21 protein-coding genes are annotated in these 22,732 nt (G+C 30.5%); 3 read left to right on the forward strand and 18 right to left on the reverse strand.

What is annotated here, in order from left to right; translation table 11 throughout:
- The 16 genes from H602_RS19165 to H602_RS0117725 all read right to left on the reverse strand — a co-directional run.
- A partial coding sequence (locus H602_RS19165) for an amidohydrolase family protein (protein WP_157505174.1) occupies positions 1-311 on the reverse strand: 311 nt, incomplete at its 3' end.
- 291 nt (positions 312-602) lie between these two features.
- The gene (locus H602_RS0117645) at positions 603-902 is read right to left on the reverse strand and encodes a hypothetical protein (RefSeq protein ID WP_157505166.1); all 300 of its coding nucleotides are present in this window, start codon (positions 900-902) and stop codon (positions 603-605) included.
- A 221-nt stretch (positions 903-1,123) separates the two neighbouring features.
- The gene (locus tag H602_RS0117650) at positions 1,124-2,896 is read right to left on the reverse strand and encodes a T9SS type A sorting domain-containing protein (RefSeq protein WP_026979209.1); all 1,773 of its coding nucleotides are present in this window, start codon (positions 2,894-2,896) and stop codon (positions 1,124-1,126) included.
- A gap of 483 nt (positions 2,897-3,379) precedes the next feature.
- A complete protein-coding gene (locus tag H602_RS0117655) occupies positions 3,380-3,940 on the reverse strand; it encodes an amidohydrolase family protein (RefSeq protein ID WP_026979210.1) in 561 nt (186 codons plus the stop codon).
- A complete protein-coding gene (locus tag H602_RS0117660) occupies positions 3,925-4,677 on the reverse strand; it encodes an amidohydrolase family protein (RefSeq protein ID WP_157505168.1) in 753 nt (250 codons plus the stop codon). The genes H602_RS0117655 and H602_RS0117660 overlap by 16 nt, the downstream gene beginning before the upstream one ends.
- Positions 4,678-5,286: 609 nt before the next feature.
- Complete coding sequence (gene gwsS, locus H602_RS19525) at positions 5,287-6,363, reverse strand: grasp-with-spasm system SPASM domain peptide maturase (protein WP_051224644.1); 1,077 nt, start codon at positions 6,361-6,363, stop codon at positions 5,287-5,289.
- 177 nt (positions 6,364-6,540) lie between these two features.
- The gene (locus H602_RS19530; RefSeq protein WP_026979213.1) at positions 6,541-7,467 is read right to left on the reverse strand and encodes an ATP-grasp domain-containing protein; all 927 of its coding nucleotides are present in this window, start codon (positions 7,465-7,467) and stop codon (positions 6,541-6,543) included.
- On the reverse strand, positions 7,464-8,051 hold the full coding sequence (locus H602_RS0117680; RefSeq protein ID WP_026979214.1) for a TlpA family protein disulfide reductase: 588 nt from the start codon (positions 8,049-8,051) through the stop codon (positions 7,464-7,466). Before H602_RS0117680 ends, H602_RS19530 begins: the two co-directional genes overlap by 4 nt.
- Before the next feature lie 78 nt (positions 8,052-8,129).
- Positions 8,130-8,369 (reverse strand): hypothetical protein, encoded by a 240-nt coding sequence (locus tag H602_RS0117685; protein ID WP_026979215.1) that lies wholly within the window; start codon positions 8,367-8,369, stop codon positions 8,130-8,132.
- A gap of 464 nt (positions 8,370-8,833) precedes the next feature.
- Positions 8,834-10,126 carry an HlyD family secretion protein gene (locus H602_RS0117690; protein WP_026979216.1) on the reverse strand — a complete coding sequence of 431 codons (1,293 nt, stop codon included), beginning with the start codon at positions 10,124-10,126 and terminating at the stop codon, positions 8,834-8,836.
- A 95-nt stretch (positions 10,127-10,221) separates the two neighbouring features.
- Positions 10,222-12,498, reverse strand: a complete 2,277-nt coding sequence (locus tag H602_RS0117695; protein WP_026979217.1) for a peptidase domain-containing ABC transporter — start codon at positions 12,496-12,498, stop codon at positions 10,222-10,224.
- Complete coding sequence (gwsS, locus tag H602_RS0117700) at positions 12,491-13,579, reverse strand: grasp-with-spasm system SPASM domain peptide maturase (RefSeq protein WP_084404289.1); 1,089 nt, start codon at positions 13,577-13,579, stop codon at positions 12,491-12,493. Before gwsS (H602_RS0117700) ends, H602_RS0117695 begins: the two co-directional genes overlap by 8 nt.
- A 177-nt stretch (positions 13,580-13,756) precedes the next feature.
- The gene (gene gwsG / locus H602_RS0117710) at positions 13,757-14,692 is read right to left on the reverse strand and encodes a grasp-with-spasm system ATP-grasp peptide maturase (RefSeq protein WP_026979220.1); all 936 of its coding nucleotides are present in this window, start codon (positions 14,690-14,692) and stop codon (positions 13,757-13,759) included.
- 15 nt (positions 14,693-14,707) lie between these two features.
- A complete protein-coding gene (locus H602_RS0117715) occupies positions 14,708-14,914 on the reverse strand; it encodes a hypothetical protein (protein ID WP_026979221.1) in 207 nt (68 codons plus the stop codon).
- A gap of 27 nt (positions 14,915-14,941) precedes the next feature.
- On the reverse strand, positions 14,942-15,844 hold the full coding sequence (locus tag H602_RS0117720; RefSeq protein ID WP_026979222.1) for a hypothetical protein: 903 nt from the start codon (positions 15,842-15,844) through the stop codon (positions 14,942-14,944).
- A 159-nt stretch (positions 15,845-16,003) separates the two neighbouring features.
- Positions 16,004-16,678: a response regulator gene (locus tag H602_RS0117725; protein WP_026979223.1), complete on the reverse strand. Its 675-nt coding sequence runs from the start codon at positions 16,676-16,678 to the stop codon at positions 16,004-16,006.
- Between the two features lie 80 nt (positions 16,679-16,758).
- Here H602_RS0117725 and H602_RS0117730 point away from each other — a divergent pair, with 80 nt between their 5' ends.
- The 3 genes from H602_RS0117730 (at position 16,759) to H602_RS0117740 (ending at position 20,013) form a co-directional block, all read left to right on the forward strand.
- A complete protein-coding gene (locus tag H602_RS0117730; RefSeq protein WP_026979224.1) occupies positions 16,759-17,454 on the forward strand; it encodes a LytR/AlgR family response regulator transcription factor in 696 nt (231 codons plus the stop codon).
- A gap of 286 nt (positions 17,455-17,740) precedes the next feature.
- On the forward strand, positions 17,741-17,944 hold the full coding sequence (locus tag H602_RS0117735; protein WP_026979225.1) for a hypothetical protein: 204 nt from the start codon (positions 17,741-17,743) through the stop codon (positions 17,942-17,944).
- Positions 17,945-18,018: 74 nt separating this feature from the next.
- Positions 18,019-20,013, forward strand: a complete 1,995-nt coding sequence (locus H602_RS0117740; protein WP_157505170.1) for a tetratricopeptide repeat-containing sensor histidine kinase — start codon at positions 18,019-18,021, stop codon at positions 20,011-20,013.
- Between the two features lie 101 nt (positions 20,014-20,114).
- Here H602_RS0117740 and H602_RS0117745 read toward each other — a convergent pair whose 3' ends face one another.
- Complete coding sequence (locus H602_RS0117745) at positions 20,115-20,357, reverse strand: hypothetical protein (protein ID WP_026979227.1); 243 nt, start codon at positions 20,355-20,357, stop codon at positions 20,115-20,117.
- 311 nt (positions 20,358-20,668) lie between these two features.
- Positions 20,669-22,669: a tetratricopeptide repeat-containing sensor histidine kinase gene (locus H602_RS0117750; protein ID WP_026979228.1), complete on the reverse strand. Its 2,001-nt coding sequence runs from the start codon at positions 22,667-22,669 to the stop codon at positions 20,669-20,671.
- Positions 22,670-22,732 lie beyond the last annotated feature (63 nt).

The raw sequence follows: 22,732 nt of genomic DNA on the forward strand, positions 1-22,732 counted from the left end.
TTTTTTAATGTTTGCAAATCTTCTAGCGGATTGGAGTTTAAAATAATAAAGTCAGCGTCTTTACCGACTTCAAGTATGCCATAATTTTCATTGAATAAATTTGCGAAATTACTAGTTGTCATTTTTAAGATTTCGTCATTCGACAATTTTTTGTTTTTAAGTAATTCCATTTCACCAAGAACACTAAAACCGGCAACCATGTATTTACCTGAAGCATCTGTTCTTAAAATCATTGGAACTCCAGCATCATGTAACTGTTTGATAATTCTGTATTTTCGTCTACAGCTTTCATTCAATAGCAACCTCTTCATCGAAAGCTGTTTGATCCATTTTTTCACGGTATTTATTCGTACCGTCCCCCCATTCGTCCACTTTAGTTTTAGTCACAAATTGCGAGATTCCTCAATCGTGTAACGACCCGATCCTGCACTGTACCAATATAATGTAGGACAAATAGTTCTATTTTTTGTTTTAAGCAAAGCAATTCATCTATCGATAGTTTCTTTACTTTCGCGCGCCAAACCTCTTAAATGTTTAAAAGAGGTGTAGTTAGAGTTGAAAATCACATCCTCATTGAGTTCGTTTCCAGATGCTACACGGGGCTAATGTCCTGCAATAGGCATATTGTATTTTTTACAGATGCTATCCAACTGCTTGAACAAAGGTTGGTCCTTAATGCTTAAAATTTTGATAAAATCAAGATTTCGGTCTTTAGCTGCTTTTACAAATTCTTCTATTTCGGCAGGTGTCCAATCCACGTTTCGACTGATAGCTGGTGCCGATAAATATAATTTTGGATAATAACTGTTGAATGTATTGCATTTTTCACGCCATTCGTAATGTTTCCAATCGCCACGCATGGAACGTAACTTTGTTACGCCATTTATTAAACTGAGTTTCATTTCTGCTGACACTGCCCAAAAAAGGTAGACACTCTTTTGGGGTGATTTTATATAAATAATTTTCAAGCTTGGTTTTTAAATTGATACAAATACAACCTTTAAAAAAAAGCTAATAGACTCATTTTAGGTTAAAATTAAAGAATTACGTGATTTTAAGCCGTTATAAGAACAATAGGTGATGGTATTTATAAATCCTACATTCGCTATAGGGAAGTACTGTCTTACTCTATGCTAATTTTAGAATTTAATACCATGTTATTTTTAGATATTTTGGCTACATATATTCCTTTTGAAAAGTTTTCCAGATTTATTACAGTTTCATTACCATACAATTTTTGTTGATACAATCTTTTTCCTAATGTATCATAGATCTCTAAATTTGAGTTTTCTAGAAAATCATTTTTACACGAAATGGTAAAGTTACCATTATTAGGATTTGGAAAAAGTGTAACGTTAGCTGTATTAAAGGTACTGGTTGATAAAGGTACTGGTTCAAAATAGGCAATGAAAATGTTTTGAGGCGTTCCATTATTTATATCATAAGTTGAAATGTTGGGTTGATAGGAGTTAGTTGTTGTTAATCCTGATGTACTTGTTGAGTGGCCAACTACAAAAAAAGTATTGTTGCTTGATGGTTGCATATTCATATCATATTCACTCAAATTGCCACCGTAATAAGTACCCCAAATTTTTTGTCCTTGATTGTCAAATTTGCACACATAACCATCAGTTTGGCCACTTAAACTGGATTGATACGCTCCAGTAGTTGCAAAATTACTATGCAAACCAGTAACACCGCTCAAATAAACACCCCCTGATTCATCAATGCTGGTATAGTCCGCACCATAATTACCACCAGACGCAGGATATCCAAAATTAGAACCGTTATAAGTGCCCCAGTCCCGTGTCCCGTTCTCTGTAAACTGTACTAAATAGGGTGGAGATTCTAGACCAGGAGATTGTTGAAAAACACCGGAAGTTGTTACTAAATTGCTAGAGCTTACTCCAGAAAAATAAACTTTATCTTGAAATATATCGAGCGACTTTTTTGAAGTACTGTTGCTGTCTGCATAATAGGTGCTCCAATCTCTTTGTCCTGAGCTATTAAATTTAGACAAGAAGGTATTAGAACAATTTAAGGATGTAGGTTGATAACCATTTGCAGAACCATAATAATTATTGTCACTAGGATGAGCAGGGTTACAATTATTTATGCGTCCTCTAACATATAATGCAGTTGTTGAAGCTTTTATGGCAAGCATATAATTACCATTAAAGCTGTAGTACGTAGTCCAAATGTGGTTACTATCGTTATCAAATTTTGCAATAATTTGTCCTGATTGGTCTTTTATAGGTTGAAATGTATTTGCCGTTCCTAAATTTTGACTTTCAGAATACCCAGCTATGTAAAAGTTATTTGACTTGTCGTGGGATATGCTCAATCTATTTAGGGAATAATCACCTGAAGAAATTTCAGCTAATCCAAATCCTTCGGTTCCATCTCCCCCATAATAAGTACTCCATTGCAGGATTCCGGTTGGAGTAAATTTAGCTATAAAGAAATCGCTGGTGCCATTAAGTGTTGTTTGGTTTGCATTTGGAGTAGCAATATTATTGGAACTTTGCGTAAACCCTGCAATATATAAATTGTTTGAACTATCAAAATCGATACCCGAAATTAAATCTATATCAGTTCCACCGAAATAGGTTGCCCAGGAGAGTTGCCCTACATTGTCAAATTTGGCAATAAAACCATCGGATAATCCACCTCCAAAAGTGGGCTGAATACTGTTAGACGTTGGAAAAACAGGTTGTGCTGTACTTGTTCCATTAATAAAAACTCCTACAAGATATAAATTACCTTGTTTATCCGTTTTAGAATCTTTGAGCTTGAATCGTTCGTCTCCAAAATAGGTACCCCAACTGCGTTGAAAATTAAAATTTTGTGCCGACGCTGAAAAGCTGATTAAAAGAAAAAGAATTATTGTTTTCATAGTAATAAAGATTAATAAAAAAAAACGATGAATTCGTCATTGGTATTAAAAAAAAATAGTGAATAGTTTACTTCTGCAAAGAAATATACCTTACATTTTTCTTGTCAAAAGTAAATAATATAACTACATTCAATTACGGTTTTATCTGGAAAGATTTACGGGTTTTTAATTAATTGTCCAGTAAACAGAAATTTGGATTTTTAATTTACTGAATAATTAAATTTCTTGAGTAATACGGCTCTAATTTTATTATATACATTCACTAATTTTAATGGTGTTACTTTTTGATTTTTAAGATCGATTTTTAGCAACAAATAATTTGTTTAATTAAATTATTCTCACTTTAAAGATAATTGATACATTACTATCGATTCACGAAAATGCGCAAGCGATTCGCTCCTAATAAAAAAATAGTATCTTAACTTTAAAATGATTTGTATCATTTACGACACACTTTTGCAGTAAATATATCTGACCAGTGTACTAGTTATGTATTGTTTTTAAGATTGAATCTCTAATGGTATCCAACGCTTTTTTATTAATAAAATGCTGATTAGAATAGATGCCTTGGATGTTTTTTAATGTTTGCAAATCTTCTAGCGGATTGGAGTTTAAAATAATAAAGTCAGCGTCTTTACCGACTTCAAGTATGCCATAATTTTCATTGAAGAAATTTGCGAAATTACTAGTTGACATTTTTAAAATTTCGTAGTTCGACAAGTTTGTGTTTTTAAGTAATTCCATTTCACCTAGAACACTAAAACCGGCAACCATGTATTTACCTGAAGCATCTGGGCTTAAAATCATTGGAACTCCGGCTTCGTTTAACTGTTTGATAATTCTATATTTTTCGTCTAAAGCTTTCATTTCAGTAGCAACCTCTTCATCGAGAGCTGTTTGACCCATTTTTTCACGGTATTTATTGGTGCCGTCCACCCATTCTTCAACTTTATCTTTTGGTACAAATTGCATTCCAGGCAAATTGCGAGATTCCTCAATCGTGTAACGACCCGAACCTACACTGTACCTTATAATGTAGGACAAATAGTTATATTTTTTGCTTTAAGCAAAGCAATTCTTCTATTAATAGTTTCTTGAATTTCGCCCGCCAAACCTCCCAAATGTTCAAAAGAGGTGTAGTTAGAGTTGAAAATAACATCCTCATTGAGCTCATTGCCAGATGCTACACGCGGATAATGTCCTGCAATAGGCATATTGTATTTTTTGCAAATGCTATCCAACTGCTTGAATAAAGGTTGCCCTTTTATGCTTAAAATTTTGATAAAATCAAGGTTTCGGTCTTTCGCTGCTTTTACAAATTCTTCTATTTCGGCAGGTGTCCAATCCACGTTTCGACTGATAGCTGGTACCGATAAATATAATTTTGGATAATAACTGTTGATTGCATTGTATTTTTCACGCCATTCGTAATGTTTCCAATCGCCACGCATGGAGCGTAACTTTGTTACGCCATTTATTAAATTGAGGTTCAATGCGGTTTCCATTTCTTCTTCTGTTGCAGGAAAATGTACGTGTGCATCGGATAAGGAAGGCATTATGAATCTGCCTTTAGCATCAATGATTTCTTTTGCTTTAAATTTAGTTTTATCTGCAATTTCGATGATTTTTCCGTTTTTGATTGCGATTGATTTGTTTTTTAAAACCATATCGTTTTTCATCGAAATGATTGAAACGTTTTTAAGTATGATGTCTGCTTCCTGTGCGTGACTTATCAAGTAATTTGATAAAAGTAATGTTACTAGAATTATTAATTTTTGCATACGGGGTGTGTTATTTATTTCCATTTTTTTTATAAGGGTAGGCTTCGTAAATACTATTGTATTCGTTGATGGTATATCCTAACTTATAATCGGTTTCTGATTTTTTTAGTAATTTTTAATATTCATCTGTGATTTCTAATCTACCTGAACCTATTGCTTTGTAAAACTAAACATCTAAAAAGTTGGAGTATATAATTAAAGATCTATTGAAAACCGTGACTGCTTCTTTCCATTTGCGTCTTTAGTATAGCGAGATGCCATAATATAATATGGCCGTTGGCTATACCTAACTATCTTCATTTTTATTTATTACATCACTGACATATTTTTCCAGTATATTTTTAGTTTCTTTGTATTTATTCAATTACAGTAATTTTCTTTGTTGTGTAAAAGTCAATGAGCATTATATCGAAGTTAGTAATGTATATGTAAATTTTAAAAATCGTATCGTGTATGAACTGTGTTTAGGTAAAAATATGTGCGAGACCGTTTTATAGAAATGGCAAAAAAAAATTAAATATTTATCACCAAAACTACCTGAAACATCGTGATTTTTTTACACAAGAGTGCATGTACAATTAAAACTGAACGCAGATAGTAAAGACAATTTTAAACATCTTTTGTAATCAATTCTTGCATGCCGTAATACTCAATGGCTTTTTCTTTTAAAGTATTAGTACTCCAATCTTCCCATTCATTAGTGTAGGGATTATAGCCACATTTTAAAGGTTTTGACAAGTCAATCTCACCCTCAAAATGTGTTCGTTCTGTATAAGCACGACAGTCGGTACAAATGTGTCGAAATTCACAATCTTTACAAGTCGCAATCATATCTTTATTTATAGACCAGTATTTTTTAAAATCGTGATGGCTTAAAGCTTCTTCCAAAGTGGTAGTTTTAATATTTCCAAAACTTTGAGGCATTGAGAGACAATTTTTAATAGTACCTTCTCTATTTATCGCAATCTTCTTATGAAGACAAGAATTGTAACTCAATGATTCAGATATTACATCTTTATTTATTAAGGTGTTATTGAGAAAAATATTTCCACAAGACTTCATTAAATCGATTTTATTTTCTAAAAAATCAATTACTAAACTATCTTTTACTATAGATTCTTTTTTGTTACTCATTCCATAAAAAGTTATTTTTCTCACACGTTTATGCGATGAAATTTCCAAAATTAGAGAATTGTCAAAATTTTCAGCTGGAAGGTAAAGTTCTATATATTCAATATCAGAGCTTTTATAGTAATTATAAATTTGGTTGATTTCAAAACAATTATCAATATAAATTATTATTATTGCTTTAGCACCTAAATTGTTAAGAGAATGATAGAGATTTTGTGTTAATAGGTGGCTATTTTTATGCGAAACTTCTATGATTGCATTAGAAATTAAACCTGGATAATCAAAATTCATGTTCATTTGTGGAAACATATCTTGATGATTTGTATAATGTCCCAAATTATTATCAATAAAGTAGTTCAACCACTTTTCAATAACCTCTTTATCAATTAATGAAAATGAATCTAATAATTTTAAATTTATTTTACCATTCTTAATGAATTTTACCAAATTATTTGAAATATAAAAAACTCTCTGACGCTGAATATCTATTACTAATGTTCTCTTGTTGCCTACGGTAAGTATTACATTAGAAAAAAAGGCAAAATAATTTTTCATCAGGGATGTATTTTTACTATTGGTTTAAAAAAAAAAGATAATTTATGTTTATCTGTTTGGTGCTTATTTGATGGCGTAACAATCACGTTCTGGGTGTTTGCTTCTGAAAATGCAATTTCCGTTAAATGCTTAAAGTAAATTGGAAGTTCTTGCAATGAAACAATATCTTCTAAAGTTTTAATTTCTTGTTTTATTATATTCTTCATACAGAAATTGCGCTAAAATTTTTTCACAGTTGTAATTATTGTTTTCTGATATTGAATCAAATATTCCATCCACATTTATTTCTAAAAAGTACAAACTTTCATTATAATCTAATACGAAATCAACTACTGCAAAATTGAGATTATAGCTTCGTAGTAATTTTTCCACTTTGATTTCAAGCTTTTTAGGTAATTTAAAACTACTTGTTCTCGAAGGTTTAATAACATCATAAATACGAAAATCTATTTCAGTTTGAGCATCATTTTGAGAAAATATTGCCTCTGAATAAAAAAATCCGTCAAAATAAAAACTTTTAATGTCGCATTTTTTTTCAATATTTTCTTGAAATAATGACAATCCAAACTTGTCAGAGTATGTTTCAATGTTATCTAAATTTAGTTTTATTGTATAGGAACGGTAAGTAGTATTATCAATTTTAAAATTAAATAAATCATGGCTAGATTTGGTAATGATTTGCAAATTTTCATTGTAGAATTCCAGCAATTCAGACTTTTTAGTAGTTACTATTGTCTTGGGAATCAAAATCCCCAATTTTTTAGCATCATACAATGTAGTAATTTTGGGAACATTATGCAATTGTAGAATGTTGCCCATTGTTTTTCGTCTATTAATGATTGCAAAGAATCCAAATAGATATTCATAAACTAAATGATTGTTAAGATATTGATTTGAGCTGAAATTAAAAGGTAAGTTAATTTTATTAAATATATAGAAATTAACCTCATCGCATGTTGCAGTCGCAAGATTACTTCTAAATTCAATATTATCAAATTCTGAAATTATGTCGTCAATTCTTTTAAAATCGAGTTTGTAGTATATTAACCAATCTATTAATTTATCTACTGTAGGATTATAAGACTTAGAAAAAATGTATATCATTCTGATTTAATCACTTTTAATTTATCTTCGATAGCATTTCTAAACTTCGAATAGGTATTAAAGAGACTAGGGTAACAATAAATGGAAGTAAAATCAGAAAAACCACCACTTGAATATTCTATAATCTCACCATCAAAAACAAGAAACGATGCTGGGTAACCCTTATGTAAAAACAAATTATTTATTTTCTCTTGTTCTAATGAAATATGACGAAAATTAAATGGATGAACTTTAGTAAAAGAATTGATTTCTTTTTTCGAATTAAACGTAATACCGACAAAATCAACATTGTTAGAAAAAAGAGATGCAAGTTGATTTAACATTTCCATTTCTGTTATGCATGGAGCACATCCTTTATGCCAAAAATTATAAAAGACTAATCTTTTGGACATTTTACTTGTGAATAGATTACCATCTATATCGTCAATATTTACATTGGGGAATTTTATTCCACTAAATTTAGTAGCATCTCTATTTGAACTCTTGAATGCAACATTAAAATCAAATTTATCTGTGGATTTAGTAGTAAGCTCTTGTGCGAATAATGTACTACTAAGAAGTAAAATTAATATATTTTTTTTCATTTCAAATTGTAATAAATATTATTTATAGAAAATCTAGTGAAAACAAGAAGCGGTAAAATTTACCGCCTCTAATAAAATCTATCCAATTTCAGAACCAACAGGGTATTGTGTACCACCCCAATCAGAGTCGGGTGAGTCACATACTGTGCTACCGTCTCCAAATCGAATATCCATAAATGTTTGACCAGAACCATTTGTATATGTTCCAACTACAGTTGTACTTGTAAGAACTAAATTACCTCTGCCGCCACCTACAATGTTTTGCGCATTAAGAAGCTCGTAAGCTGAAAAGTCATCAATTAAATTTAAATTTTTCATAATTTTAATATTATAGAATTAATAGTGTTTACATCTTTGATATGCTTTCAGTACGGCCCGTGCACTGGTTACATAATAAAAGCATAATCTAAATGTAGATTAATCAAAAATAATTAATTCAGTAATAATAATGTACGGTTTTTTGTAAATTGATTTATGGTTTAGTTATTAATACCAAAATATCTATGAGCATTTATAACTTAATTGATTTTTCTTTGCTTCTATGTAGAGTATTTCTTGTTTTGATCCCTATTAAACAACATGGTCACTAGGCATATTTTTTCATTTTGTCTCAATAGTGCAAATTTACAGCGTAAGAAATCTTTTCTTTTCACAACTGGAATTCTACTGAGGTAGACTTTCTAATAAAAACAATCAAGTAGGAAAAATAGTATTTCTTAAACTTTATTAACCTATTGTTTCAGTAATTTTTCTCATTGTAAGTTTAAAACCGAAGTACAGGATTATCGCCTAAATATATCCCTAAACTGATACAACAAGCGTTCAATTAATCGCAAATCCTCAGTTACAATGTCAGCTGTTCCGGACATTTCCTGCTGAAAGATTATTTTTTTGTTGTAGGATGTTTCTATACCATTAGGGAGTGATACATCAATTAATAAATTCCCTTCTTTATCGGGGGTTAAAGAAATAGAGTGTACTTTTCCTTTAATTATACCAAACTCACGATCAGGATAATTCGCTAATCGGATATTTACAACCTGATTTAATTTGATTTTTCCCGAATTCTGTGCTAGAGCTTTCACTTTGGCAATATAATTTTTGTTGTTTGTTGGCACAATCGTAAAGACTTCTTCGCCTGAACTTATAGTTTGATTTTTGACCCAGATTTGCATAAAGGATACTTGTCCTTCTATTGAAGAACGCAAAACATAGGTTAATTCCCAATCGTTTATTGCTTTTTTTAATTGAGTGAAGGACTGCAAGACATTACGTAGTAAATTGATATTATCCTTCGATTCACTAATTTTTGTGATGCCAGAATTCCTGTTCAATTCATTAATGGAAGAACGCATTTGAGATAATTGTGAACTTATATTACGCACATTTTTTTCGGATTGTAGATAATCTAAACTTTTACTTTCCCATTCTTGTGTGGCAATCACACCTTTATTAAACAGTGTTCGGTACCTTTCTAATTCTTGCTTTTTTAATTGCAATTCGTTTTGACTGATTTGATATTGCTGTTGGGTCAATAATAAACGTTCTTTTAATTGATTGGTTTCTAAACTTTGGGCGGTTTTCTCTATAGTATACGGTTTAAGATCTCGATTCAAATCATATGCAATATAATCCTTTTCAAAAAGCGTAAAAGCATTTTGAATTTCACCCAACTGAAAATTAGCAAATCGATCAATAGGAAAATTAAATGTTCCAGTATTTGTAGATAGAGTATCTACACAACTTTTTAATTGCAAAACATCGCTATAATTTGCTGTATTTTCTATAATTGCCAATGCATTTTTAGGAAAAACTTCCGTTCTGTCTTCAACCAAAATTTGGGCTATTTTGCCACTTGTTCGTGCCACTAATTTTTCAGGAGGATTTTGAGTTGTGATGATTACTTGAGTGGTTACAATGTCTGGGTACTTCACATAGTACGCACCTACCATCATACTAAAAAGAATGAGAAGTACCACAATATTTCCCCATCGTATCATCCAATGCGGTACGCGCGTGAGTATTTCTTGTACCTCTTCACTTCTTAACTCTATTTCTTTATGTTCTTCTGGCATTTTATATCTTAATTGTTTTTCTGAAGGTCGTTTTTTTAGTACTGCTGACGTTGACCTAAGTCAAATCTCCAAAGTTTTAAAAAACTTGGAGGATGTTAAGACCCCAACTGCAACTGATTCTTCACTAATTTAAAGTAACTTCCTTTCAAAGCTACTAATTCCGTATGCGTACCCAACTCGATAATTTTTCCTTTTTCCAAAACTACAATTTGGTCGGCGTTCATAACGGTGCTTAATCTATGTGCAATAACAACAACTGTTTTATTTTTGAAAAAAATATCGAGCTTTTCCATAATCTCCTTTTCATTATTGGCATCTAAAGCACTCGTGGCTTCGTCAAAAAACAACATTTCAGGATTTTTATAGACCGCTCGTGCAATCAGTAAACGTTGCTTTTGTCCCGTACTCATTCCCACACCTTCACTACCAATTTTAGTATTGTACCTCAATGGATAATTTTCAATAAACTCTTTTATATTAGCCACATCAGCTGCATATTGTAGACGTGTTTTATCAATTACATCTTGACCAATTGCAATATTATTCGCAATAGTGTCATTAAATATAAAACCTTCTTGCATTACTGTACCGATATGACTACGCCATGTTTTTTGACTGATATTTTCCAAATTCAATCCAATTCTATCCCGAACTTCCTGTGAAGCTAACTCTCTTCCAATTGTGAAATTGTCGGGATAGGGTTTTGGAGTGAGGCTTATTTCTCCTCGATTTGGTTCGTAAAACTTCAACAATAATTTCATCAATGTTGTTTTTCCACTTCCACTCGTTCCCACAATAGCCGTTACTTTATTTGCAGGAATAACTAAATTTAAATTTTCCAACACATTCACATCAGAGCCAACATACCTAAAATCCAAATCTTTTATAACAATGTCTGAATCTTCAGGAATCTCTTTTACTTTCTCTACATCATTTTGCGTTTCATCTTCTTTGTCGTGAATTTCAGACAATCGTGCTAGTGATATTTTAGCATCTTGCAACTCACGGATAAAACCAATAAGCTGTATAATGGGTCCATTCAATCCACCTACAATACTCGTTATTGCCATCATCATCCCTAAAGTAATCTGACCATCAATAACTAGTTTTGCCGACAAAAAAATTATAATGATGTTTTTAAGTTCATTGATAAAGTTAGAACCAATACCTTGTGTTTGTTCCAACACTAAACTCTTCATTGAAACTTTAAATAATCGTGCTTGAATATATTCCCAACCCCAACGTTTTTGTTTTTCGGCATTGTGTAGTTTTATTTCCTGCATTCCGTTGATGAGTTCAATCACTTTACTTTGTTCTTGACTTACTTCTGCAAAACGTTTGTAATCCAATACTTCACGTCGTTTTAAAAACAAAATAACCCATAAAAAGTACAGAAAACTGCCTGTAAAAAATACGGCAAATATCTTCAAGTTATAATAAGCCAAAACGCCTCCCATGATAAACATATTAATCACCGAAAATAGCACACTCAATGACGAAGTGGTCAGAATCCGTTCAATCCTATGGTGGTCATTGATACGTTGCATAATATCACCCGTCATCCGTACATCAAAGTAAGAAATAGGCAAATTCATCAACTTAATAAAAAAATCCGAAATTAACGAGATATTTATTCGTGTAGAAAGATGCAAAATAATCCAGCTTCTGATAAGCTCCAAAGCCGTCTTGCCAAAAAACAGAAACAACTGTGCTGCCAAAACCATATAAATAAAATGGATATTCTGGTTTTGAATCCCTACATCTACCACACTTTGGGTCAAAAATGGAAATATTAATTGCAAGATACTTCCCGCTACTAATCCAATGATTAATTGTACTACAAACGACTTGTATTGCAACACGTATTTTGAGATAAACTTAAACCCAAAACTTTTTTCGTTTTCATCAAGTTCATTTTGGTAAAATTTAGGCGTTGGCTCAACCAATAAAGCTATACCTTCTTCGGTAGTTTCATTGGCATTATTCCCTATCCATAACTTTAAAAATTCTTCTTGAGTATATTCAATCAAACCATAACCTGGATCGGATATGTAAAATTTTTCTACTTTAGATTTCGTGATTTTTAGTTTGTATAATACGACATAATGATTTGCATTCCAATGTAAGATGCAAGGTAACGGCGCTTCTTGCAATTTCTCTAAGTCAAGCTTTACACCCAAAGTTCTAAATCCTAAAGATTCTGCTGCTTCACTTAAGTTTAGAAGGTTACTTCCTTCTCTTGTAGTTTCAGATAATTCCCTTAAAGTTTGAATATTAAGCGTTTTGCCATAGTGTTTGGCAATTATTTTTAGGCAAGTTGCTCCGCAATCTTTGGAGTCTGGTTGAAGATAATGAGGAAACTTTTTATACATCTTTTTTTACCAAATCTTGCATACCATAATATTCAATGGCTTTTTCTTTTAACGGATTAGTACTCCATTCTGCCCATTCATTAGTGTAAGGATTGTAACCACATTTCAAGGGTTTTGCATATTGGTCATTCTCGTCTTCTGTGTAGCCTCGACAATCGGTACAAATATGACGAAACTCACAATCTTTACATGTGTTGATTTGGTCTTTATTTACATTCCAGTATTTTTTAAATTCTGGGTCTGCCAATGCAGTAGCCAAACTAGTATCTTGCAGTTTGCCAAAACTTTTTGATATTGCTGGACAATTCTTTATTTCACCGTTTCGATCTATTGAAATTTTTCTATTTAAACATGTATTATGTTGTAAGGATTCTGTAAAATGAGCAATATGAGGTGTGAAATATTTCATGTCTACAACTCCACAAAACTTAAATGAATCAATTATAATGCTAGATTTAATTATTTCAGTGGCATTAAAGTCGTTACAGTTTAGTACTTCATTATCTTCTGTCGAATGAACTATGATTTTCACTATTCTTAAAAATCTCGTTGTTAAATACTTTAAAAAAGTTAAATCTTTATGTTCATCGAATTTTAGAATCAACCCTATGCGATTAATTGAACTTTTTTCAAAAAGACTCAATATATCTAAAAGTAATTCATTCGTTAATGTTTCGTACATTATGATTTCTATGTACTGACATTGTAAATCTTCCAACTGCAAAATTAAATTTTTATATTTTCCTACTTCAGAGAGTTCTTCAACAATACAACTCTCAATCAAAAATGGTGTCTGAAAATCGATATTCATTTTAGGAAACCATTCAACCTCCTCTTCATTACAATAAAATCCCAACTCTTCTTCAATTAGTCTATTAAAATAATTTTCTATAATTTTTTTATTTTCTATATTATATTCTATGTAAATTTCGTCTAAGCTTATTTTTTCGGTTTTAAGCAAAATTTCAAAAAGATCATTTGGAATGAGTTGATATTGAATCCTTTGAGTGTCTACAATTAGAGAACGTTTAAAACCTTTAACCAATAAACAATTAGAGTATAATTTAAAATGTTTCATCATAAGAATCTGGTAACGCTTTTTACATTGGTAGACACATGAAATCTATTTGTGTCATAGAAATCTATTGCTACAAACTTACCTCCTATAGCAGAGATGCTTTGTTTTATAGTAATATTATTAAAAGAAAGTGAAATATTTTCTCTATTATTTTTTAACAGCTTCTTGAAGTTTTCTTGTTTAGTCATAATAATATTTTTTAAAATAGCTTGCGATTTCTTTGTTTAATCCATAATTACAAGGTATATCTACCATTCCAAACTGTCCTATAGGATTGACTTCAAGAAAATAAAATTCATTCTCGGGAGTAACAATCATATCTATTGATCCGCAATTTAGGTTTAACTCTGTCATCAATTCTCTAAGTTGAATTTTTAAATATTTGGGAATATCAAAAGAAACATTGCGATTTGGTTTTTGACGATTATAATTTCTAAAATCTGTTGCTGTTGTATTATCTTTTTGTGAAAAGATAGCCATTGACCAAAATTCTCCCTGTAAATAAAATATTCTTAATTCATATTTTTTAACAATATAGTTCTGAATTAAAGAAGGAAAAAACGTAGTAGGGATGTAATAATTACCTTCGAGCTTTACAGTGTAATCGACTGCAAAAAAACCTTCATAATGTAAAACATTACTACCTGTTATTGATTTTGTTGAATATTCTAAATGTGGCTCCAATATTGACAATCTTATTTTTTCACTGAACAAATAATCATCCGGAGTTTTTATATTAAGTTTTCTTGCAATATCGCTTACAATTAGTTTATTTACATCAGAACCTTTAAAAGTGTTTATATGAGGCAATAATGAAAGTTTGTAATAAATAAACTCATGAATTTTAATATATTCAGATTTCAAAGAATTATTAATGTACTCATCATTAATCGGATGAAACTTAAATCTTAAATGTCCTCGACGATACCAAACTGCTTTAATTTCTGATAAATCAAAACTTTGTTTACCTTTCTTTATGGTGATGTCAGTCCCACTAAATAAATAGTCTAAATCATCATCTTCATTTATACGAAACCACTTCAACTTAAAATGAGAAAGCCAATTAATTACATTGTTTGTAGATTGATCGGCTTTCTCGGTTATTATTAATATCATTTCAGCAAATAAATATTAACATTCAACATCATAAATGGTGTTAACAGTCTTAAAAAACCTACCATTGTCATCTAGAATCGTTTGTGTACTGTCTCCACAATTATCCTCACAAGTACTATAAGTTGGTCCATTCTGCTGACTACCACCAGCACCACCAGCAATATGATGCATACTACTACTTGCTAAAACAAATTTTTGATCGAAATTTTCTAATTTTTTCATAAAATATATAATTAATTGTTAATAATTCTACTTTGGTTCAGGGTTTAGTAAATTGTTTTTCCAATCTACATATCCTAATGACGGAAGCCCTATAAGGTGTCTGTTTTTATTAATTTCTCTTTCTGATAACTTTAAATTATCTTTAAAAGTTCCATAAATTTGGGTTATATTTCTAAACATATTAAATCTATCAATCATAAATGCATATACATCAGGCTCTTCATTGCCTTGACGCATATTTTCAAAAACGTTTTTAAAAAAATACTCGTTATTTATAGAAGTGCTAGTATGGTATAAGATTGGGGAAATAGAAACTAACTTTTTATCAATGGTATAATTTCCAATCATAGACATATTTGGATAGCCAAAATCTCTAAAAATTCGCATAAGTTCAGTCTGATTTACCGAATCTGCATAATTCCTCATTTGTTGACTTTCAGAAGTTTTATTTCCAATTCTATATTTTTGATCTTGGTTAATTAAAATAACAATATCATTTCGTAGTTTTAAATTTATACTCTTTAAATACAATTCTCTAGCAGATTTATATTTTATATCCATTTTTTCAAATGTTTTATAATAAGAACTTAGTATTGAATCAGTCTCAAGCCAATCATTATCGTATCCATATTTTGACACTAATTTAAAGAAATCGTCTTGATTTAATTTTTTATTAAGTATTATTTTCAATTTACAAAATGTACTATATTCATCAAATTTAAAAGTATTGATTGGCTCATATTTTTTGAACAAATTATCTAAAATGTCATAAGAATCCTGATAATTCCCAACAACAAATAAACTATCAGCCTCATATACTTTTAAATAATAAGGAATATAATTCGCATTTTTGCTGCCAATTTTAGTACAAGAACTTTTGCAGGAAAAGAAGAGAAAAATAATAAACACTCCTAAAAATATTTTTTTCATTTCTAAATATTATATCTGATTATATTTATATATGTAAATGTAAACTTTGATCAAAAAGCTAAGCTTAAAAGTTACTTATTTATTTTTATTTTTTCAAAGGTAAGAGATAAAAATACTGCTATTTACGGTTTTATGGATGATTTTTTACGGTCTACTAAATTAAATCAATTTTAACAATTTACATTTTTCAATTAACTCATTGTCAGTTGCTTTTCGGTCTAAGATTTGATTTTTCATAGTCGCTTTTCTTTTTTCGATTGCGCTTAATGATAAGTTGATGTACTGCGATAAATTTTTAGTCAAAATTCCTTTTTCCAGACACAAAATAATTTGGGTATCGTATTCATCCCACTTAATGGTTTGGCGAAGTAATTTTTGAATTGAATTATTAATTGACGGAGAGTAGAAATTTTCAGCATTAACGATGCTTTTAAAAATTTCCGGAAAAGTTTCAAAATCAATGTCATTTTTAGAGAGAAATCCTTCTGGTTTTACTTGTTTGTGTACATTAAAGAGTAACAGTGGTTCTGTATGCATCGTTAACATTATTATAATGCAATCTGGAAACGAATTTCTAATTAGCAAGGCTATATCAGTTCCCGACAATAACTTTTCCTTATGAAATGGAGGAATACTAATATCTATCAGTGCTGCATTTAATGGAATAGTTCTTTTTTCTAGTTGATTAATTATTTTGGATGCCGATTCGCAATCTATCGCTTTATGAAAATATATTTCCTGTATTTCTCTATTGGATGCAATTAGATTGATGTAGGCATCCGTATTTATGGGATGGTCATCAACTACTAAAATGTTTTGATTGGTAGGTATCATAGGTAACCGTAATTAATTGTGCTTTAAACCGTAATTTGAAATATAAATGAATACTAATTTGCACCAAATTTATACAAAAGGTGCAGAAATCATACATAATTATCGATTTTTTAGGTTTGATTGATGAAAATTTAAGCGATTATGAATCATTCACTGATTTAGTATGCATTGGTTATTATAAGAATTTTCAAGCATCATTAAATGCCATTATAAGTAAAAAACCTCAACTCGTTTTTTTTCATTTTTCTTCTGACATTCCACTGACCCTAATTTATGAACTGAACCAGTATTTGGATGAACTTCCTTATTTTATCGCCGTTAATGGAAATGAGAATAATGCTTATAGCGCACTGAAACATGGTGTTTCAGATTATTTATTATTTCCGTTTAAAAGTATTGAATTACAGAAATCCATACTAAAATTTAATAAATTGAGTTACAATGTATCTACAAGTAAATTATGTATTCGATCTAACGGTGATCATCATTTTATACCCTTTGAAAAGATTGTTTACTTAAAAGCAGATAATAATACCACTGATTTTATCTTACATAATGAAAGTGTTGTTCACGGATTTAAAACCTTAAAATATTTTGAAGGACAACTGCCTTTTTATTTTTTTAGAATTCATCACAGTTTTATTGTGAATATCAATTTTATAAGTAGAATCAATTTAGGAAAATGCGCTTGTTATTTGTCAGATAACACTATTACGATTCCATTTTCTAGGACCTATAAAGATCAAATTGATCTTATTATTAAACGAATGGGATAAATTTATTGTTAGTTACTATGAATAATTGCTTACTTACTTAACTCAAACTACGAGTTACTAAAGACGCTTTAAAATCTATCTCTTTCTTTCAAATTCATTCTATTTTTGCGGTGTTCACTACAAATGAATATTTGAATTCAAATGTGTTTTTTGATGAGAGAACTAGTGTTATAAACAACTAGTCATTGAAAAACATCTGTAAAAGTAATCTCTGCTTTTTTAGAAAAATAATTGCGATGTCAACTATCGCATAATTAACTCATGTTTAATTTTTAATTTATTTTTTATGAAAAAGTATGTTTTTTTTACAGTTATTGCTGCCAGTATATTTTTAAGCTCTTGTACAACAGATGATTTAGATTCTAGCGAACACTTGAATATGAATATTGATGTTATTCAAGAAAGTGATAGTGTATTTATTTTCAACGATAGCTTAACTACTCCTCCTGGAACAGCTATCCCACCTGTTATAATTGGTAGAGATGATTAATATTTGGTTTTAATAGATTTTATAAAAGCTGTGCATTGCATGGCTTTTATTATCTTTGAGAAAATTATTACCTTTTGAAAAAAATATTATTTTTCTTTTTATTCTTGGCCGGATGTAACTCATCAGATCGCGTTTCAATCTCATCTGTTTTCAACGAAGCTACATTTAATGCCTTGCCCACGGAAAGGAAAAACCACTACTTAGATTCTGTTTTAATTAATTTAAAGCAATATAAAAATGATTCAATAAAGTCTAAACTTTTGTTTAAAATTTCAGAAGAATATTATAATTTAAATAATTCAAAATCTTCTTTTGAAACTTCCGTTCTGGCTTATGAAACATCTGCAAAATTAAAAGATTCTTTTAGTATGGGAAGGTCGCTGTACTATATAGGGGATTATTTTAGGGAGTACGAAAAGGATAGTGCTTATTATTATTATTATAAAGAATCTGAAAAGATCTTTCGACTTCTTAAGAATGAAGATCGTTTGGCAAAAGTTCATTATAACAAAGCCTATTTACTATTCTATGAAGGTAATTACACGGATAGTGAAATTGAAGTTATAAAGGCCTTGCAAAATTTAAAAGATTCCAATAAATACTTAACCACCTTCCGGTGTTATTCCTTACAAGGATCCAATCATCTTGAATTAGGGGAGTATAAAGAAGCTTTGAAGTATTTTGATGATGCTTCAAAGGTTTTGCTCAAAATGAAGCAAGCGGATACAGATAAGGATGCTTTTTATGATTACAATATAATAAATATGGTTAATAGGTGTCTTGTTTATAATGAAACTGGTGCGTATGCGAAAGCCGTATTGGAATTAAGGGATATACTTAAATCAAATAATTTAGAGCAATACCCAAAATTACATTACATCGTTTTAGGTAATTTAGGTTATTCTTTAATGAAAAGTGGAAAATATGTAGAATCGTCTTACTATTTGAAGCTGGCAATTGATATTACAAAAAAAGTAAAATCAAATCAGGGCTATTTATATACGATCATTGATCTTGGAGAAAATAAATTATTGACCAAGGATTTTATGGGATCTAAAGTGCTTTTTGTAGAAGCGTTAGCATTAGCCAAAAAGTTAAATAGTGGTAAGGAGGAATTAAAAATTTTGAATTTTTTAGCTCAAGTTGATCCTGAAAAAGGTGTGTATTATAAAAGTGAGTATATCCGAGTCAATGATAGTATCACAAAAAAGCAACGGGAAAGTAGAGAGAAATTTACTAGAATTGAGTATGAAACGAATCGAATTGAAGATGCTAATGAAGTGCTTTCTAATAAAAATTTACTATTGTTACTCGGATTATCTAGTACTATCCTGTTATTTTTAATTATACAAATTATAAGAAGTAAGATCGCTGTAAAAAAGGATCTATTTTACAGGCAACAGAAAGAGATTGCTGAAAATGAAATGTTACTCATAACCGAAGAATTCCAAGCGGAATTGATTCGCACTACAGAGCAGGAACAGCATCGAATATCGAAAGAGTTGCACGATGGTGTGGTGAATCAAATTTATGGAATTCGGATGATTTTAGGTTCGCTTAATACTCAAAGTGATGAAGCTTCTCAAAAGAAGAGATTGGGTTATATTAAAGATTTACACCTATTAGAGACAGAAATAAGAACTTTGTCCCATAATTTGAACACTAATTTTTTCAAGAATGAAGCTGGTTTCGATTTTTTAATTGAGCAATTAATTGCTAAAAATAATGAGATAGGGAAAACGCGTTTTGAAATTGATATAACTGATTCAATTGTTTGGAATCTTTATTCGTCGATTGTACGGATTAACATTTATAGGATTTTGCAGGAATTGCTTTTGAACGTTAACAAATATGCTTACGCATCTACTTGCGTAGTTTCTGTAAATGAATTTGAAGAGTTTTTAATTATTAGTGTCAAGGATGATGGTGTTGGATTTGATGTAAGTATTTTGAATGAAGGCATTGGTTTGAAAAATATTAAAAGTCGTGCAAAGACAATTAATGCTGAACTTATTATAAGAAGTAATCCACTTGCGGGTGTTGAAGTAAATTTGACAATAATAAAGTAAAAGTTTTAAATTTAAATTTTTATTGATTTATATCTACCAATCGCGGAATTTATTTTGCTTTCTAATTTAAATTAATCAACGTGATATAGAATGCTTTTTTATTACTGCATCCCTTTTAAAAATTGTTTTGGTAAATGTAATAAAATTGCCTTACGGAAGAAAATTACTGGCGCAAGTCCTTTTCCAGTACGTGTTTTTGCTCTTTCTGCAAAAACTGTGACAGTAATTTTTTTTGACTGTCTTCCAGCGTAACTAAATGGTTGTTCTGTTGTACTTTTTGAAGCTCGACGTACGAAACCAAAGATGCTCAAAGTACCTCGCCTAGCCGCGACAGGAAGGAGCATCCTCGCGTTTTTACGAGAGATGCGGGGGGATGGCGGGAATATGGATTGAGATTGCTTCGATACTCGCAATGACAGCGCGATAGATTCGCTTCATAAAATTGCAATGAGATTGCTTCGTTCCTCGCAATGACAGGGCAATGGCTTTACACTAAATTATTCCGAAAGTCAACTTATTATCTTCAGAGTTATTATGTATAAAACACGAAATTTGTTCTAATACAAGTGTTTTGTAATTTTAATTTATGTAATAAGCCCACAGATAATAATTTTGATATACTCTTTTTTTTTATTTTTCTAATTGAAAATGTTGATCAAATCCAAACTTCAATCACAGTCCCATTAGCATCACTTGTAATACTAAACGTGCCATCCATATTTTTTGTGCGCTGTGCTATATTCTTTAAACCTATTCCGGATTTACTATTCCCTTGGTCAAAACCAATACCATTGTCTGAAATTTGAAGTAAAATGCGTGGTCCTCTTTTAAAAATGTAAAGGGAGCATTTGGTGGCTTTTGCGTATTTATGGACATTCTGAAAAGCTTCCTGTATGATCCTATAAATATGCACTTTATGGGAGCTGAGTACCGCAGACCAATCAATGTATTTATCGATACTATATTCAAATTTCGTTTCAACATCATTCCTTTGAGTGCCTACTAGTAAACTAATAGCGCTTTGAAAACTAGTATTTTCAAATAATAAATTTTGTTGTAAATCATGGGATACTTTTCTGATTTCTGCTTCTGAAAGCAGTAATTCTTGAACAAGTAGTTCTTTTTGTTGGACTTGTTTAGATGGGAGGTTTATCAAATTATAACGCGTAGTAAAGATGCGGTTCACGATTCCGTCGTGCAGTTCTAAAACAATCCGGTTTCGTTCCTCATCCCTGACAGACTGATTTTGATCCGCCTGTTGTAAAATCAATTGATAAATTTTCTCGTTACTTTCTTGCTGCTCTTGAATAAGGGTCAATTCCTTATTTTTACTTTTAAGACGGTAAATAATAAATGAAGTCGCCAAAAATATAAGCGCAATGCTAAAAAATAAAATAGTTGAGGTATACTGCTTTATCAGGGATTCGTTTTTTTCTTCTACCTGATCCGTTTCGTATGCAATGCGAGCAAACGTATTGCGAGTATTACGTTCTACATTTTGTAAACTATCATTCAATATTATATATAGATTAGTGTAATAGTCGCTTTTATTTTTATCATTTAAGCTTAAGAGTTTTAGGGCATTTTTAATATCATAAGTGCTTTTAATTTCTTTTGCATTTTTATAACCTTGCTCGAGATAAGAAAGCCCTTTCGCTTTTTTATTTGTTTCGATATAAAATTGGCCTAGATGGATTTGTCCAGTTACTATTCCTGCTTTTGTTTGTAAGCTGTCCCTTATTTTTGATGAAGCCAAAAAAAGAGCTTCTGTATTAAGATAATCACCACTTTTGAGCTTTGCATAGGCTAAATTATCAAGTAACATTGCATAAAGTGACAAACAATTTGTTCGGATTTCTTTTGCTTTTAATCCATCCTTGTAATATTGAATTGCACTTTTATAATCTTTCTTTCTCTCGTATAGATTACCAATATTATTATTTATTGTAGCCCTGGACCTAATCAATTTTTCGGTAGAATATTTATTTTTTTCCATAACGTCCAACTGCTCAAGCGCGAGATTGAAATAGTGAAAGGATTTGTCATAATTATTTAACTCTTTCAGATTCATTCCCATCAAATTATAAGATTCATATAGCAGTCGATCACTATCTGTTTTTATTAAATATTGCAACGCATTAGTAATTTGAACTTCACTTTCTGAAAAAATTCCTGCGTCATATAATATTCCTGCTTTATATAAAGTCGATTTACCGGCACCAATTGTGTCGTTCATTATTCTATAAAACTTTTCAGATTTTGAGTAATACTTAAATGCACTGTCTAACTGGGCTTGATCTTCATAATAATCACCAATGTAGCAGAATGATTTAGCCATGTGTAGCGAATCATTTTTTTCAAGTGAAAGTTTAAACATTTTTTGCGAAGCCTTGAGGAAAGATTCATTTCGATTTAAAATAAAATAATTTCTAATCACTTCAAACAATTGGGTTCTGTTTAAAGAATCATTTTTTTCAAGCATTAAATAATCATATAACGTGTCAACGTATTGGACTTTTGCAGCATCTGAATTGCGTTCGGAATTTATTTGTTCCGTGTACTTCTTTACGATTTTAATTCTGTCTGAGTCAGGTGCTTCTGTACAGGAATTAATTAATAAAAGTGTAAGTATTAAGAGAGTAGTAGCTTTAAGCATTTAGTTTGATGAAATTATTCATTCAAAATAAAGAAATAAATCCCAAATAAAATAATTCATTAT

Origin of the sequence: Flavobacterium tegetincola DSM 22377, assembly GCF_000425485.1 — a bacterium.
Lineage (GTDB): Bacteria > Bacteroidota > Bacteroidia > Flavobacteriales > Flavobacteriaceae > Flavobacterium > Flavobacterium tegetincola.